15 protein-coding genes are annotated in these 14,606 nt (G+C 43.3%); 11 read left to right on the top strand and 4 right to left on the bottom strand.

Translation table 11 applies throughout. The annotated features are described in order from the left end of the window. The first annotated feature begins 82 nt into the window (after window positions 1-82). The 6 genes from H9W84_RS01250 to H9W84_RS01225 all read left to right on the top strand — a co-directional run bounded on the left by H9W84_RS01250 (window position 83) and on the right by H9W84_RS01225 (window position 4,889). Window positions 83-601: a MarR family transcriptional regulator gene (locus tag H9W84_RS01250; protein ID WP_239741379.1), complete on the top strand. Its 519-nt coding sequence runs from the start codon at window positions 83-85 to the stop codon at window positions 599-601. Window positions 602-613: 12 nt separating this feature from the next. Further along, window positions 614-853: a hypothetical protein gene (locus H9W84_RS01245; protein WP_239741378.1), complete on the top strand. Its 240-nt coding sequence runs from the start codon at window positions 614-616 to the stop codon at window positions 851-853. 48 nt (window positions 854-901) lie between these two features. Then, window positions 902-1,849, top strand: a complete 948-nt coding sequence (locus tag H9W84_RS01240; protein WP_239741377.1) for a TIGR01777 family oxidoreductase — start codon at window positions 902-904, stop codon at window positions 1,847-1,849. A gap of 18 nt (window positions 1,850-1,867) precedes the next feature. Next, window positions 1,868-2,272: a thiol-disulfide oxidoreductase DCC family protein gene (locus H9W84_RS01235; protein ID WP_239741376.1), complete on the top strand. Its 405-nt coding sequence runs from the start codon at window positions 1,868-1,870 to the stop codon at window positions 2,270-2,272. 468 nt (window positions 2,273-2,740) lie between these two features. Beyond that, window positions 2,741-3,061, top strand: coding sequence for a DUF485 domain-containing protein (locus H9W84_RS01230; RefSeq protein WP_099807461.1), 321 nt, complete (start codon window positions 2,741-2,743; stop codon window positions 3,059-3,061). A gap of 184 nt (window positions 3,062-3,245) precedes the next feature. After that, on the top strand, window positions 3,246-4,889 hold the full coding sequence (locus H9W84_RS01225) for a cation acetate symporter (protein ID WP_275579735.1): 1,644 nt from the start codon (window positions 3,246-3,248) through the stop codon (window positions 4,887-4,889). Window positions 4,890-4,966: 77 nt separating this feature from the next. On the opposite strand, the gene H9W84_RS01220 is transcribed toward H9W84_RS01225, so the two are convergent. Next, window positions 4,967-5,986 (bottom strand): 5'-nucleotidase, encoded by a 1,020-nt coding sequence (locus tag H9W84_RS01220; RefSeq protein WP_239741375.1) that lies wholly within the window; start codon window positions 5,984-5,986, stop codon window positions 4,967-4,969. Window positions 5,987-5,996: 10 nt separating this feature from the next. Beyond that, window positions 5,997-6,320 carry a hypothetical protein gene (locus H9W84_RS01215; RefSeq protein WP_239741374.1) on the bottom strand — a complete coding sequence of 108 codons (324 nt, stop codon included), beginning with the start codon at window positions 6,318-6,320 and terminating at the stop codon, window positions 5,997-5,999. Window positions 6,321-6,450: 130 nt separating this feature from the next. On the opposite strand from H9W84_RS01215, the gene thrS reads away from it, so the two are divergent. Together thrS and infC are read left to right on the top strand one after the other, a co-directional pair. Further along, window positions 6,451-8,379: a threonine--tRNA ligase gene (thrS, locus tag H9W84_RS01210; protein WP_239741373.1), complete on the top strand. Its 1,929-nt coding sequence runs from the start codon at window positions 6,451-6,453 to the stop codon at window positions 8,377-8,379. Window positions 8,380-8,414: 35 nt separating this feature from the next. Continuing rightward, window positions 8,415-8,912 (top strand): translation initiation factor IF-3, encoded by a 498-nt coding sequence (infC, locus tag H9W84_RS01205; RefSeq protein ID WP_172460503.1) that lies wholly within the window; start codon window positions 8,415-8,417, stop codon window positions 8,910-8,912. 79 nt (window positions 8,913-8,991) lie between these two features. Here the strand turns inward: infC and H9W84_RS01200 are convergent, their stop codons facing one another. Then, window positions 8,992-9,276, bottom strand: coding sequence for a GNAT family N-acetyltransferase (locus tag H9W84_RS01200; protein ID WP_239741372.1), 285 nt, complete (start codon window positions 9,274-9,276; stop codon window positions 8,992-8,994). A 286-nt stretch (window positions 9,277-9,562) separates the two neighbouring features. On the opposite strand from H9W84_RS01200, the gene ettA reads away from it, so the two are divergent. From ettA to H9W84_RS01185, 3 genes are all read left to right on the top strand, one after another. Then, the gene (gene ettA, locus H9W84_RS01195; protein ID WP_060995255.1) at window positions 9,563-11,224 is read left to right on the top strand and encodes an energy-dependent translational throttle protein EttA; all 1,662 of its coding nucleotides are present in this window, start codon (window positions 9,563-9,565) and stop codon (window positions 11,222-11,224) included. 72 nt (window positions 11,225-11,296) lie between these two features. Further along, window positions 11,297-12,052 (top strand): Eco47II family restriction endonuclease, encoded by a 756-nt coding sequence (locus H9W84_RS01190; protein ID WP_239741371.1) that lies wholly within the window; start codon window positions 11,297-11,299, stop codon window positions 12,050-12,052. Then, window positions 12,046-13,149, top strand: a complete 1,104-nt coding sequence (locus H9W84_RS01185) for a DNA cytosine methyltransferase (RefSeq protein WP_239741370.1) — start codon at window positions 12,046-12,048, stop codon at window positions 13,147-13,149. Before H9W84_RS01190 ends, H9W84_RS01185 begins: the two co-directional genes overlap by 7 nt. Before the next feature lie 63 nt (window positions 13,150-13,212). Here H9W84_RS01185 and serA read toward each other — a convergent pair whose 3' ends face one another. Beyond that, window positions 13,213-14,445 carry a phosphoglycerate dehydrogenase gene (gene serA, locus H9W84_RS01180; protein WP_239741369.1) on the bottom strand — a complete coding sequence of 411 codons (1,233 nt, stop codon included), beginning with the start codon at window positions 14,443-14,445 and terminating at the stop codon, window positions 13,213-13,215. Window positions 14,446-14,606 lie beyond the last annotated feature (161 nt).

Genomic DNA, 14,606 nt, shown 5'->3' with positions numbered 1-14,606 from the left:
TATTGACAGAAATATATAAAAATCTCAAAATAATTAAAAATTGATTAATTTATATCCATTGACTTACATACAGGGCTAAAAAGTGCAACTCACACCTACCATGGAAAAATTTGTCTTACATTGGGGCGAAATGGGCAATAAATGGGGCGTAAACCGTACCGTTGCCCAGATTCATGCCTTGTTATTTTTGGCAGCCAAGCCGATGAATGCCGAAGAAATCCAAGAGACCTTAGGCGTGGCGCGGTCAAATGTGAGCAATAGTATCAAGGAATTGCAGAGCTTAAATCTGGTACAAACGGTCCATACGCTCGGTGATAGGCGCGATTATTTCACCACGGGCACGGATGTGTGGGAATTGGCTAAGGTGATTGTCGAAGAACGCTATCGCCGAGAGCTTGCGCCGACGGTTGGATTCTTGGCGGATTTAATCAATGAGCCAGAATTTGCCGCAGAAAGCAAAGACATACAACAACGTATCAAAGACACCCACCAATTTGTCGATACGCTGACGAGTTGGGCGAACGAGATGCTAAAACTTTCTTCCACTACGCTCAATCGTATCTTAAAACTTGGGGCGACGATTCAGAAGTTTTTGAAATGATGGATTGGGATAATGACTGCAACATTGAGAAAAACAGTACTTTCTAGCGTTTGGCAATATTTTAAATTATTTCTCATTGGCTGTGTTGTGACATTTTTTATCTTTGTAATAGCCTTTCATGATATTAATAGATTATTTAGTTCTAATACTTTATTAACATGGTTAGGCATCTTGGTGTTTAACGGCAGACTTGCAATATTTGGCGGTTTAAATAGTGTAATCGTTGGCAAATTGGTTTTACCAAAAAGCTAAAAATTTTACCCATAAATTTCAGTTTTGACAGAAAAAAGGAAATAAATAATGAAAATACTTATCACAGGCGGTTCAGGATTTTTAGGCACAGCATTAACACAATCGTTAAAAACCTATGGCGTAAAAGGTGACACTGCGTCAGTCACTTGGGTATCTCGTTCTGTAGAAAAAGAGAAAACCAAAAATATCGCAGATGACGTTATTAGCTATGACGATCTTGCCAGCACCAATGAGACGTATGATGTCATCATCAATCTAGCAGGTGCGGGTATTGCCGACAGCCGTTGGACGGAGGCACGTAAGCAAGAATTGTTCGATAGCCGACTAAAACCCACACAAGCGGTAATTAATTATATTGAGCGAATCGGCAACAAACCAAAACTATTGATTAGCGGCTCAGCCATCGGTTGGTACGGTATCCAAAAGGAAAACGACCCAACCGCGCTTGATGAAACCAGCCCCATGACAAAAACCGACTTCGCTCACGAAATTTGTCAGGCGTGGGAGCAGCTAGCTTTGACTGCCCAAGATGCTGTAACAGATGCCGTAACAGACGCTGTGCCAGTTGCGATTGTGCGCACAGGGGTGGTGATTGCGCCTGAGGGGGGTATGGTTGGGCGACTGATTACCCCATTTAAAATGGGCACAGGTGGTAAGCTTGGCAATGGTCAGCAAATCATGAGCTGGATTAGCCGTACTGATTGGGTGCGTGCGGTGATTTTTATCATTGAACAAAACCTGACTCACATTCTGCCCACTCAGCAAATTTACAATTTGACCAATCCAACGCCTATTAGCAATGCTGCATTTACCGATGCGATGGGCACTTGGTTGCACCGCCCTACTGTGATGACCCTGCCCGCCTTTGTGGTCAAGACCATGTTTGGTGAAATGTCGACGTTACTGTTGGATGGGCAGCGCGTTGTGCCCACAGCGCTACTGGATAAAGGTTTTGAATTTAACGACTTGACCGTATTAGATGCCCTAAAAAGCTAATCTTCGGAGACTGTTAATATGATTACCATGTACTATGATGATACCTGCCCTGTCTGCCGTACCGAAGCCTTGCATATGGCAGAGAAAAAACCTGACGCCATTCGCATCGTTCCGATTGATGACGCACGGGACGAACTTGCCAAATTTGGTATTAGCGAAGATGAGGCGATGACTTATCTGTGTGTGCAAGATAAACAAGGGAACATGCAAAAAGGCATGGATGCTGTACGACTGCTGTACAAAACCGCACAACTGCCGTTTGCAAACGTGTTTGAATGGCCTGTGGTGAAACAAGCCAGCGATATGATTTACCCTATTTTTGCGCGACATCGCAACCGTGTACCCAACTGGATGACACAACTTGCCTATGGTAAAGTCGCAGAAGACTGCAAAGACGGTATGTGTAGAACACGAGGCAAATAAATGCCGTTTGGTTTAAATGGCGGTATGTACGCTCAATGATTTATTTATCATGGATAGCTTGATAATTTTTAATGGTCATTGGGCGTTACAGTCATGATGGTGCAATCATGATTAGGCACAATGATTATTAGTCACGCTTATGAGTATCAAGTTATATCTAATAATTTTGGGTACGTTGATAACCTTGTCACTAATTTTCAACTAACATTCTACAATTTTTTTACAGTTTGAGAAAAAACAGCTAGATTTTTTAACAATTTTCATTTAATAATAGCAACTAATCAGGAAGATGAGATTGTTTGTATCATTTAAGACAATCTATTACGTTTAGCATAGCGGATTTGCTTCACCATATTTTGTCTACTGTTATTGTCACCCAATCGCTATCTTCCTTGTCGGTTTTGACACTGATTGTTGAATTAATCATCAATGAGTTGTCTTTTTCATTCATTTACAAGGAGCGTTATCATGGATGAGGCACAAATTCAGCGTATCATTAATCATTCTGAGTTCCAAAGCATGGCAAAGAGAAAAACAAGCCTAGGACTTACTTTTTCTATCATTACTTTAATTGTGTGGTTTGGCTATCTGTTACTCGTGGGCTTTGATCCTGAAATGTTTGCTGCGCCACTGTCAGCAGGCTCGACTGTCCCTGTTGGCTTTTACATTGTTGTTGCCATTATGATTTTTGTACCAGTCATCACTTGGATATATGTCAGCAAAGCAAACGGCGAATTTGACACGATGACTCGTAAAGTAATCGATGATATCAACAGTGGTAAAGTATAACCTCACAGGGATTGTGTTGGGTTTTCAATTTTAAAATTGTGCTTTTTATAACAATTTTGACATCATTTTTGACACCATGGAGGGTGGCATGTTACAACAACAATATAACGGCCTGGCTGTTAAAGGCTTGCACAAGCGTATCGGCAAGGTTTCAACTGCCGTAAGCTTGACGCTAGTGGGTCTGATGGCACAGATGCCAGCATGGGCAGCGGGCGCCCTAGAAGGCGAAGTAAAAAAACAACCGCTGAATATCTCAGCCATTATCATGTTCTTGATTTTCGTTTTTGCAACACTCGGTATTACTTACTGGGCATCAAAACAAAACAAAACCGCTAGCGACTTCTATACCGCGGGCGGCGGTATCTCAGGTACCAAAAACGGGATTGCTATTGCAGGGGACTATATGTCAGCGGTAACCTTTTTGGGGTTATCGAGTATGGTTTTTACCGTCGGTTATGATGGCATGATTTATACGCTAGCCTTCTTGATTGGCTGGCCAATTATTTTATTCTTAATCGCTGAGCGGCTACGTAACTTGGGTAAATTTACCTTCGCAGATGTGGCATCTTATCGTTTTTCCCAAACCCCAGTACGTATTTTTGCGGCATCCGGTACCTTGGTCGTCGTCGCGCTATACTTGGTTGCGCAGATGGTTGGTGCGGGTAAATTGGTTCAATTATTATTTGGATTAGATTATATTTACGCAGTAATCATCGTTGGTGTGTTAATGATGGTTTATGTATTGTTTGGCGGTATGCTAGCCACCACTTGGGTGCAGATTATCAAAGCAGTTTTATTGATGTCGGGTGCGACTTTCATGGCCCTTATGGTAATGAACCATGTTGGCTTTAGTTTTGAAAATTTATTCAAGTCAGCCGTCGCTGCCCATAGCAAACACGAATCAATTTTGTCGCCTGGTAAGTTGGTCAATAACCCCATTGAATCTATCTCATTAGGTTTGGGTCTATTGTTTGGTACAGCAGGTTTACCACACGTATTGATGCGTTTCTTTACGGTGCCAGATGCCAAAGCTGCGCGTAAATCAGTGTTGGTGGCAGCAAGCTGTATTTCATACGTATTCTTCTTAATTGTCATTATTGGCTTGGGTGCCATCGTTATCTTAGCTGAACATCCAGATTATTTCACGACAGTGGTTAAAGATGGCGTAAGCTCACAAGCACTCATCGGTGGTGCCAACATGGCAGCGATTCACTTGTCCCATGCCGTGGGTGGTAACCTATTCTTAGGCTTTATCTCGGCGGTTGCTTTTGCGACTATCCTAGCGGTTGTGGCAGGTTTGACGTTATCAGGCGCCTCAGCGGTCAGCCATGACTTGTATGCTAGTGTTATCAGAAAAGGTCAAGCGAGACCTGAAGAAGAGATGCGTGCATCAAAAATTACCGTGGTTGCGTTAAGTCTATTGTCAATCGTGACCGGTATTATCTTTGAAAACCAAAACCTTGCGTTCATTGCAAGTTTGGTATTTGCGGTCGCGGCATCCGCCAACTTCCCGATTCTTTTCTTAGCGATGTTCTGGCGTGGTCTAACCACGCGTGGTGCGGTAATCGGTGGGTTTGCAGGCTTAGCAGTCGCAGTGTTACTGATTATCTTAGGACCTGCGGTTTGGGTAGATATCATGAAACACGAATCACCCGCTTTCCCCTACAAAAACGTGGCGTTATTTAGTATGCCTGTGACCTTCATTCTAGCGTGGATCGCATCTATCACTGATAACTCACCACGCGCTGAGTTAGATAGAAAAGGCTTTGATGCACAGTATGTACGTTCATTAACCGGTATCGGTGCGTCAGGTGCATCTGACCACTAATCCAATGTTCAATAACAAATACCGCTTGCAATAAGCGGTATTTTTTTATATGGGATTTTTTATAAAACCTATTAATTTTATCCTTGATGAATCTCAACAAGGTTTTGGGTTGCCGTGGCATCAGTTTGTTTGACATACAATTTTGATTTTGAGCTATAAGGCACTAGCCCTGAGGGTACTACGCCTTTAGCAGATTCGTAATTATGAATGGAGTCATCGAAGAAAATATGTGGGGCAAAGGTTTGCAGTACATGGCGTTTATCTAAGCCACCTAAAAAAAACGCCAAATCCACATTGACGCCCCAATCACGCAATGTCTTAATCGCGCGCAAATCAGCAGGCGCATTGCGCGCGGTCACCAGTGCAATTTGAATCGGTGGATGCTTGATTTTAGCAGGCAGGCGTTTTTGTAGTTTAGAGAGTTTAATTAAAAAATCCGCATACGGGCCTTTATTCATCGGCACATCACTCATTTTGGCTTCATAATCATGAAACGCTTTGAGTCCTTGCTGGCGCGACAATAGTTCCCCTGCTTCATCAAATAACACAGCATCGCCATCAAATGCAATGCGTAGCTGATTGGTGTCTAGCTCTTTCATATCAATGGGCGGCGCATCCAAAATCGCGCAGGCACACACGCCTGCATCGGTGACTTGCTGGGCATCTTCATGATTGGTGGTCAAAAACAAATCCACCTTAAAATCTGCCACATAATCTGCCACCCCTTCGCCTGAGGTAAATGCCGAGCGACTAATCGGTAGTCCATGACTACGCAGCGCATTTAATACTTGAATACCAGTATCTGGGCTGTTTTTTGACATAATCACCACTTCAACCATGGGCGCAGCTATGCCCTCGCCCTTGTCATCGGTTGCACAATGCTGATTGAGATTGAGTAAGGCTTTGATAAGCGGATAACCCGTCCCGGTTTGCAAGGGATCATTTTCGCGTTCAATCATATAGCTGCGAAATTTATCAATCGCCGTTTCTGGATCTTCGGTTAACGCTTGTTGAAAAAACCGCTCAGACTCCGATAGGTCAAACAATGCCGTGGCAGAGACCGCCACAATTAATGTATTGGAAAAATCAACTGACATAAAAATGCCCTTAATCAATCGTGTTGTTATGAAGCATAGCACTCACTATGCTGTAGTTATATAAGTTTTGCCACGGGTAATCTAGATTATTCCTGTAACTTGTTGGTGTAAAGACAAACAGCTTAGTGTCAAGACACCCAGTCGAATTAAGGACGCCCAGCCAAATTGTAGATACCAAGCATTGGCTGTCGTCTATTGCAGTGTTTTTTACACGGCTATCATGAGCTGCCTCATTTTCTGTCATAAATGCAAGCAATTCTATCAGCAAGTTGGTTTCATCACCGCAATTTGCTATAATATCTCGTTTACGCTTTTTGCAAAGCGACGAATTCATGGGATTGTAATGCCTATCGAGACACGGTAAGTCTGGATGGGCAAAGTTTTTCCCTTTTTTTATTCCCATCTCTCACGGTTACATGACCGATAGTAACGGTCATCACTGCCAAAGGACAACAGGAGCAATTATGGTAGCCATTACCTTACCAAACGGCGATATTAAACAATTTGATGGGCAAACGTCAGTCATGGAAGTGGCGCAAAGCATCGGCGCAGGGCTTGCCAAAGCCACCGTTGCAGGACGTGTCAACGGCAAATTAGTGGATGCGTGTGACCCGATTAGCGAAGACGCGACCGTTCAAATCATCACGCCAAAAGACGAGGAAGGTGTGGAAATCATTCGCCACTCGACCGCTCACTTACTGGGTCATGCTGTCAAACAGCTGTATCCTGAAGTGAAGATGGTTATCGGTCCTGTGATTGAAGAGGGTTTTTATTACGATATCTATAGCGAGCGCCCATTTACGCCAGAAGACATGGAAAAAATCGAAGCGCGCATGACGCAATTGATTAACCAAGATTACGATGTTATCAAAAAAATGACACCACGTGACGAGGTTATCAAAGTATTCCAAGACCGTGGCGAGACTTATAAATTACGTCTTATCGAAGATATGCCGAATGAAACTCAAATGGGTTTATACTATCACCAAGAATATGTTGATATGTGCCGTGGACCTCACGTGCCCAATACCCGTTTCTTAAAAGCCTTTAAACTCACCAAAATGAGTGGTGCCTACTGGCGCGGTGATGCCAAAAACGAGCAACTACAACGTATCTACGGTACCGCTTGGGCAGATAAAAAAGACCTAAAAGCCTATATCCAGCGCATCGAAGAAGCGGAGAAACGCGACCATCGTAAAATCGGTAAAGCGCTTGATTTATTTCACATGCAAGAAGAAGCGCCTGGTATGGTGTTTTGGCATCCCAATGGCTGGACGATGTGGCAAGTGCTTGAGCAGTATATGCGCAAAGTACAAAAAGATAACGGCTATCTTGAAATCAAAACCCCGCAAATCGTCGATAGAAGCCTATGGGAAAAATCAGGTCACTGGGAAAATTATGGCGACATGATGTTCACCACCCACAGTGAAAAACGTGACTATGCCATCAAGCCGATGAACTGCCCGTGTCATGTGCAAGTGTTCAATCAAGGGTTAAAATCTTACCGTGACTTGCCATTGCGTCTTGCTGAGTTTGGCTCATGCCACCGTAATGAGCCGTCAGGTTCACTCCATGGCATCATGCGGGTGCGTGGCTTTACCCAAGATGACGCCCATATTTTTTGTAGTAATGAGCAAATCAAACAAGAAGCCCAAGACTTTATCAAGCTTACCCTTGATGTGTATAAAGACTTTGGTTTTGATGACGTGCAAATGAAACTCTCGACTCGTCCAGAAAAACGGGTCGGTGCTGATGAACTGTGGGACTTGGCAGAAAAAGACTTAGCAGACGCGTTGGATAATGCCGGGCTTGACTGGCAGTATCTGCCAGGGGAAGGCGCATTTTATGGACCCAAAATCGAATTTAGCCTTAAAGACTGTCTTGGCCGCGTATGGCAATGCGGTACACTGCAGCTTGACTTTAACCTGCCAGAGCGACTAGGTGCGGAGTTTGTCAATGAGCAAGGCGAACGTGAGCGCCCTGTGATGCTACACCGTGCGATTTTGGGGTCATTTGAACGCTTTATTGGGATGCTCATTGAGCATTACGCCGGCTGGATGCCAGTCTGGCTTGCACCGCAGCAAGTCGTGGTGATGAATATTACCGACAACCAAGCGGCAGCCTGTCAAAAAGTCGCCGAACAATTGAATCAAGCCGGACTTCGTGTCATCACCGATTTGCGTAATGAGAAAATTGGCTTTAAAATTAGAGAACGCACCCTTGAACGCATTCCTTATATGATTGTCATGGGTGATAAAGAAGTAGAAAGCAACCAAGTTAACGTCCGTACTCGTGAAGGTGACAACCTTGGCGTGATGAGTATCGATGCCTTTATTGACTTGGTTAACCAAGCGACCGCCCAAAAAGGGCGCGTCAAATCAAAAACAGCGTAGGAGTAAGTATTATTAAGAGTTCAAACCGATTAGACATCAACGAGGAAATTCGTGCCAAAGAGGTACGCTTAGTCAAAGAAGACGGCGAACAAGTTGGTGTTGTGGATATAAAAACGGCTTTGCAGGCCGCCCGTGATGCTGAGTTGGATTTGGTCGAGATAGTACCAGACGCTCAGCCTCCTGTTGCCAAAGTGATGGACTACAGAAAATATCTGTACGACCAAAAACAAAAAGCCAAAGAAGCCAAAAAGAACCAAAAACAAACGCAGCTTAAAGAAATCAAATTGCGTCCTGGTACGGAAGAAGCCGACTATCAAGTCAAACTTCGTAAAATCCGTGAGTTTTTGGAAGACCAAGACAAAGTCAAAGTCACCATTCGCTTCCGTGGTCGTGAGATGGCTCACCAACAAATTGGCTTGCAGCAACTTGAAAAAGTCATTGCCGATACAACCGATGTTGCCAATGTTGAACAACAACCGAAAGTTGAAGGTCGTCAAATGGGTATGCTACTTGGACCTACCAAGAAAAAATAATCAGCAAACCCTAATCGATAAAAAAACCACATCAACCTATGTGGTTTTTTTATTGGCGTAATGACGCATTGATAAAATTTTAAGCTTTTAAATCATTGTATTCGGGGTGCTTTTGCAGATAGCTTGCCACGTAAGAGCAGGCTGGGACTACTTTTTTACCTTGTTCACGCGCATAGTCTAACGCATGCTTGGTGAGCTCCCCTGCAATGCCGCGCCCGCCAATCGCGTCTGGCACAATGGTATGGTCATATACGATGACATCACCATTATCCACATAGCTTATATAGGCAGTAGTGCCATCAACGGTGGTTTCAAAGCGTTGTGATTGTTCGTTATGGTGAATCGATAATTGTAAATCCGACATGGTTGTCTCCTTGTGTATTCTTTTTTTTACTATGCTATCTGTGACTTGGTTATTTGTCGCTTGGTTATTTGCCGTTAGATAGTAGCACAACCACTATCCATGACTTGTAAAAGTTTTTGCCTATTCGGTATGGGGTTTGCAAATGATTTTTAGCTAGGCTTTTGCCTTGCCCCACCCTGTTAACAATGCGATAATAAGCGGTTAAATCTTACCATTTTTCAAATTTTTTGGCGTGGATGATACGCCTTACCTTCACTTGCTATTAGCTAACTTAAACAGGAAAAACATGGCTCAATATATTTATACCATGAACAAGGTATCAAAAATTGTTCCACCCAAACGGGAAATCCTAAAAGACATTAGCTTGTCTTTTTTCCCCGGTGCAAAAATCGGTGTACTGGGTCTCAACGGTGCCGGTAAATCAACACTTCTTAAAATCATGGCAGGCGTGGACACCGAGTATAACGGTGAAGCGCGCGCGCAAGCGGGTATCAAGATTGGCTACCTTGCCCAAGAACCGCAGCTAGACCCTGCCAAAGATGTGCGTGGCAATGTGGAAGATGGTGTGCGTGAAGCCCTAGATGCCCTTGCCCGCCTTGATGAAATTTACGGTGAATATGCGCTACCCGATGCCGACTTTGACAAACTTGCCGCCGAACAAGGCAAAATGGAAGACATCATCCAAGCGTGGGATGCCCATAACCTCAACAACCAACTAGAAAAAGCCGCCGATGCGCTGCGCCTACCCGCGTGGGATGCCGATGTGAGTAAATTATCGGGTGGTGAAAAACGCCGCGTCGCCCTTTGCCGTCTATTGCTATCCAAACCCGATATGTTGCTATTGGACGAACCGACCAACCATTTGGACGCTGAATCAGTCGCTTGGCTTGAGCATTTCCTAAAAGACTATAGCGGCACCATCGTGGCGATTACCCATGACCGCTATTTCCTTGATAACGTTGCCGAGTGGATTTTGGAGCTTGACCGTGGTTATGGCTACCCTTACCAAGGTAACTACACAGAATGGCTTGAGCAAAAAAATAAACGCCTAGAGCAAGAGCAAAAACAAGAAGAAGCCTTTGCCAAAGCGCTGAAACAAGAGCTTGAATGGGTGCGTAAAAACCAAAAAGGCCAGCAAGCCAAATCAAAATCTCGCTTGCAACGTTTTGAGGAATTAAACTCCAAAGAGTTCCAACAGCGTAACGAAACCGCTGAAATCTACATTCCACCAGGACCACGTCTTGGTAATAAAGTGATTGAAGTCAACAATATCTCAAAATCATTTGGTGACCGTTTGCTATACGAAAACCTATCCTTCACTGTGCCACCGATGGCGATTGTGGGGATTATCGGACCCAACGGTGCGGGTAAAACCACGCTATTTAATATGATTACGGGTAAAGACAAGCCAGACACGGGCACGGTTGAAGTCGGTGAATCGGTAAAAGTGGCGTATGTCGGACAGGTACGTGATGAGCTGGACGACAAAAAAACCGTATGGGAAGAAGTCTCCGACGGTCTTGATATGATTACCGTGGGCGAATACACCACGCCTAGCCGTGCCTATATCGGACGCTTTAACTTTAAAGGTCAAGACCAACAAAAACTGGTCGGCAGCCTGTCGGGTGGTGAGCGTAACCGTCTGCAACTTGCCAAAACCTTAAAACAAGGGGCAAACGTGCTATTACTCGATGAGCCATCGAATGACCTTGATGTTGAGACGTTGCGCGCGCTTGAAGATGCGGTGGAAGTGTTTCCCGGTACGGTGATGGTGGTATCGCATGACCGCTGGTTCTTAGACCGTATTGCCACCCATATTTTGGCGTTTGAGGATGAGGGTCCGATTTGGTTTGATGGTAACTACTCAGAGTTTGAAACATATCGCAAGAAACAGTTGGGCGCAGATGCCGAGCCAAAACGCATGAAATATAAAAAGATTGCGAAATGATTTAATGGCTAAACTTTGTTAAAATAGCCCATCGTGACCTAAGTTGCGGTGGGTTTTTTATGGGGGAAGTTAATGGGCTATAATCTTGGTTTTATCAGCGATGAGGATATTTTTAATCATGTTAAAGATACGGTCGAAAAATACCGTTCTTTAATCACGCTAAAAGAATTTCAAAAAAATATTATTGACCCTATAAAACTCACGTTTGATGCCAAAATCTATCGTCAAGATTGGAAAGAAATTATTGAAGGTGAAGTCATTCGTCAGTTAGATAAATCAAATAACAATCATATTGGCTATTTTCATCAAAATATTTTCCATTATATTAACGGCTGGCTTGTGCCAGTCCATGGTTTTGATATCATTAACGATGATGAAAGCGTATTTGTTGAAATGAAAAACAAACACAATACGATGAATTCTTCATCTTCACAAAAAACCTACATGAATATGCAGGCAAAAATTATTAGCAATCCAATGGCTACTTGCATGTTAGTGGAAGTCATTGCCAAACGCAGCCAGAACATCGCATGGCAAGTCAATGTTAATGGTCAAAATTTCAAAAATGAACAAATCCGCAGGGTATCTATTGATAAATTTTATGAAATTGCAACAGGTCAATCCGATAGTTTTTATCGACTATGCCAACAGTTACCACAAATCATTGATGATGTATTAACTTCTACTGACTTAGATAATATTATTCAAAACACCGTATTAAAAGAATTATCAGATATTGCAGGCGATGATATTCTAAAAAGTATTTTCAAAACGTCTTTTACAACGTATCAAGGCTTTTCAAATTTTTCTTGGGGAAAGCCATGTTAATGCAACCCTCTTTATTTGGTGGGCTAGAATCTGATGATAGCATCCACAAAGCACAAAATTCTACGTCAAATCATTCTAGACGACAATTCACAACGATTGAGCTATTTGCAGGGGCAGGTGGTTTAGCTTTAGGCTTGGAGCAAGCAGGTTTTGACCATATCTTGCTTAACGAAGTGGATAAATGGGCATGTCAAACGTTACGGCATAACCGCCCAAATTGGAAAGTGTTAGAACAATCAATTACCGAAGTTGATTTTACTGCTTATAAAGATAAAGTTGATATTGTAACTGGTGGCTTTCCATGTCAAGCATTCTCGTATGCAGGCAATAAAGGCGGTTTTGAAGATACTCGTGGTACATTATTTTTTGAATTTGCAAGAGCGGTTAAAGAAATACAGCCAAAAATCATGGTTGGTGAAAATGTGCGTGGCTTATTAAACCACGATAAAGGTAAAACGCTGGCTACCATTAAACAAGCAATTGCAGATTTAGGCTATCATCTGCTTGAACCCAAAGTTTTACACGCTAAATTTTATCGAGTACCGCAAAAAAGAGAGCGTCTAATTCTAATAGCTATTAGAAATGATTTAGTGGGTAAAATAGATTTTCATTGGCCCACTCCTGAAAGCCAAGAATATGTACTAAAAGATGCGTTAAAAAAAGGGCGTTTATTTGGTTGTAATGTGCCCAAATCACAAGGGCAAGTGTATCCTGCCAAGAAAAAAGCGGTGCTTGACTTAGTGCCAGCAGGTGGCTATTGGCGTGATTTACCCGACCATATAGCAAGAGAATATATGAAAGGTAGCTATTTCTTAGGTGGCGGAAAAACGGGACTTGCAAGGCGTTTATCATGGGATGAGCCAAGCCTTACTTTAACCTGTTCACCTGCTCAAAACCAAACAGAACGTTGTCATCCCGATGAAACACGCCCTTTGACCGTGCGTGAATATGCACGAATCCAAACCTTTCCCGATGAGTGGGAGTTTTGTGGTAGTATGAATCAACAATATAAGCAAATTGGTAATGCTGTGCCTGTTAACTTAGCAAAAGCGTTGGGTGATTCGTTATATCAATCGCTTTTTAGCTTAATTAACTGACCTTTATGTTTACACAGAAAAAAACCAACTCTTAAAGTTGGTTTTTTTATTCAGATTTAAAAATTAAAACAACACCCGCACACGGATAGTTTCTGGGATGTTTTTTAAGGCATCAACCGCTTGCGCAGAATCGCCGCTACCCACATCCATCACCAAATAGCCCACATCTTCTTCCGTCATCAGACTTTGGGCAAAAATATTGATATTGGCATCTGCAAACGATTTGTTAATCTGTGACAACACACCAGGCACGTTTTGGTGAATATGTAGCAGACGATGCGTGCCTTCTTTTTGCGGCATACTAACATTTGGGAAGTTCACTGAGGTTGCGGTATCACCCATATCAGAGTAACGCACAAATTTTTCTGCCACTTCAAGACCGATATTGGCTTGGGCTTCTTGGGTTGAGCCGCCGATATGCGGTGTCAAAATCACATTGTCAAAGGCGCGCAGTGGTGATTCAAACTCGTCATCCGCTGATTTTGGCTCTTTGGGGAACACGTCAATCGCCGCGCCCAAGATATGACCGCTTTGCAGGGCTGCTGCCAGCGCATCAATATCCACACATTTGCCACGCGCCGCATTAATAAGATGCGCGCCTGGCTTCATGGCCGCCAATTCTGTGGCGGTAATCATATTACGCGTACTTGGCAAATCTGGCACATGCAGGGTGACCACATCGGCTTTACCAAGCAGTTCTTCTAGGCTACCCACTTGGGTGGCGTTGCCCAATGGCAATTTGGTGACCACATCATGATAGATGACTTTCATACCAAGGCTTTCAGCGAGTACCGATAACTGAGTACCAATAGAGCCATAACCCACGATACCCAAAGTTTTGCCGCGCACTTCATAGCTGTCTTTGGCAGATTTGTTCCAGCCGCCACGATGTACCACTGCGTTTTTTTCAGGAATACCGCGCATCAGCATAATGATTTCGGCAAGTACCAATTCTGCCACAGAGCGGGTGTTAGAGTAAGGGGCATTAAAGACAGGGATACCCAACTCACGGGCAGCTTCCAAGTCCACTTGGTTGGTGCCAATACAAAAACAGCCAATGGCGATGAGCTTTTCAGCTTTTTCTAAAATATCGCGGGTCAAATGGGTGCGAGAACGAATGCCGATAAAATGGGCGTCTTTGATTTTTTCGCTAAGCTCTTCGGGGTCTAAGGCGGTTTTGATATTCTCAACATTGTGATAGCCCGCCTCTGACAGCACTTTAAAGGCATTGTCATGCAAGCCTTCAAGCATCAAAAAGCGGATTTTGTCTTTCTCAAGTGATAGATTTTGTGCCATAACAAACCCCTAGTCAGTATTTTTAGTCAATTATCCTATCACACTTGCTGGGTTTTTTGTGGTGAAATTCCAGCAAGATGGCATGATTTTTTTGTCTTATGGGTAAAAAATTCTTCATCAATCGCCAGTGTTTTTGTCAAAATTTATGCCGTTAGTTATGC

It is taken from the genome of Moraxella tetraodonis, assembly GCF_022359095.1.
Lineage (GTDB): Bacteria > Pseudomonadota > Gammaproteobacteria > Pseudomonadales > Moraxellaceae > Faucicola > Faucicola tetraodonis.
The sequence above is the reverse complement of the archived record's forward strand: the minus strand, read 5'-3'. Positions and strand labels throughout refer to the sequence as shown.

What these genes read in the sequence shown, in the direction of transcription:
- H9W84_RS01245 (WP_239741378.1), top strand. Translation starts at nt 614, where the DNA reads ATGACTGCAACATTGAGAAAAACAGTACTTTCTAGCGTTTGGCAATAT.
- H9W84_RS01240 (WP_239741377.1), top strand. Translation starts at nt 902, where the DNA reads ATGAAAATACTTATCACAGGCGGTTCAGGATTTTTAGGCACAGCATTA.
- H9W84_RS01235 (WP_239741376.1), top strand. Translation starts at nt 1,868, where the DNA reads ATGATTACCATGTACTATGATGATACCTGCCCTGTCTGCCGTACCGAA.
- H9W84_RS01230 (WP_099807461.1), top strand. Translation starts at nt 2,741, where the DNA reads ATGGATGAGGCACAAATTCAGCGTATCATTAATCATTCTGAGTTCCAA.
- H9W84_RS01225 (WP_275579735.1), top strand. Translation starts at nt 3,246, where the DNA reads ATGGCACAGATGCCAGCATGGGCAGCGGGCGCCCTAGAAGGCGAAGTA.
- H9W84_RS01220 (WP_239741375.1), bottom strand. Translation starts at nt 5,986, where the DNA reads ATGTCAGTTGATTTTTCCAATACATTAATTGTGGCGGTCTCTGCCACG.
- H9W84_RS01215 (WP_239741374.1), bottom strand. Translation starts at nt 6,320, where the DNA reads ATGAATTCGTCGCTTTGCAAAAAGCGTAAACGAGATATTATAGCAAAT.
- thrS (WP_239741373.1), top strand. Translation starts at nt 6,451, where the DNA reads ATGGTAGCCATTACCTTACCAAACGGCGATATTAAACAATTTGATGGG.
- H9W84_RS01200 (WP_239741372.1), bottom strand. Translation starts at nt 9,276, where the DNA reads ATGTCGGATTTACAATTATCGATTCACCATAACGAACAATCACAACGC.
- ettA (WP_060995255.1), top strand. Translation starts at nt 9,563, where the DNA reads ATGGCTCAATATATTTATACCATGAACAAGGTATCAAAAATTGTTCCA.
- H9W84_RS01190 (WP_239741371.1), top strand. Translation starts at nt 11,297, where the DNA reads ATGGGCTATAATCTTGGTTTTATCAGCGATGAGGATATTTTTAATCAT.
- H9W84_RS01185 (WP_239741370.1), top strand. Translation starts at nt 12,046, where the DNA reads ATGTTAATGCAACCCTCTTTATTTGGTGGGCTAGAATCTGATGATAGC.
- serA (WP_239741369.1), bottom strand. Translation starts at nt 14,445, where the DNA reads ATGGCACAAAATCTATCACTTGAGAAAGACAAAATCCGCTTTTTGATG.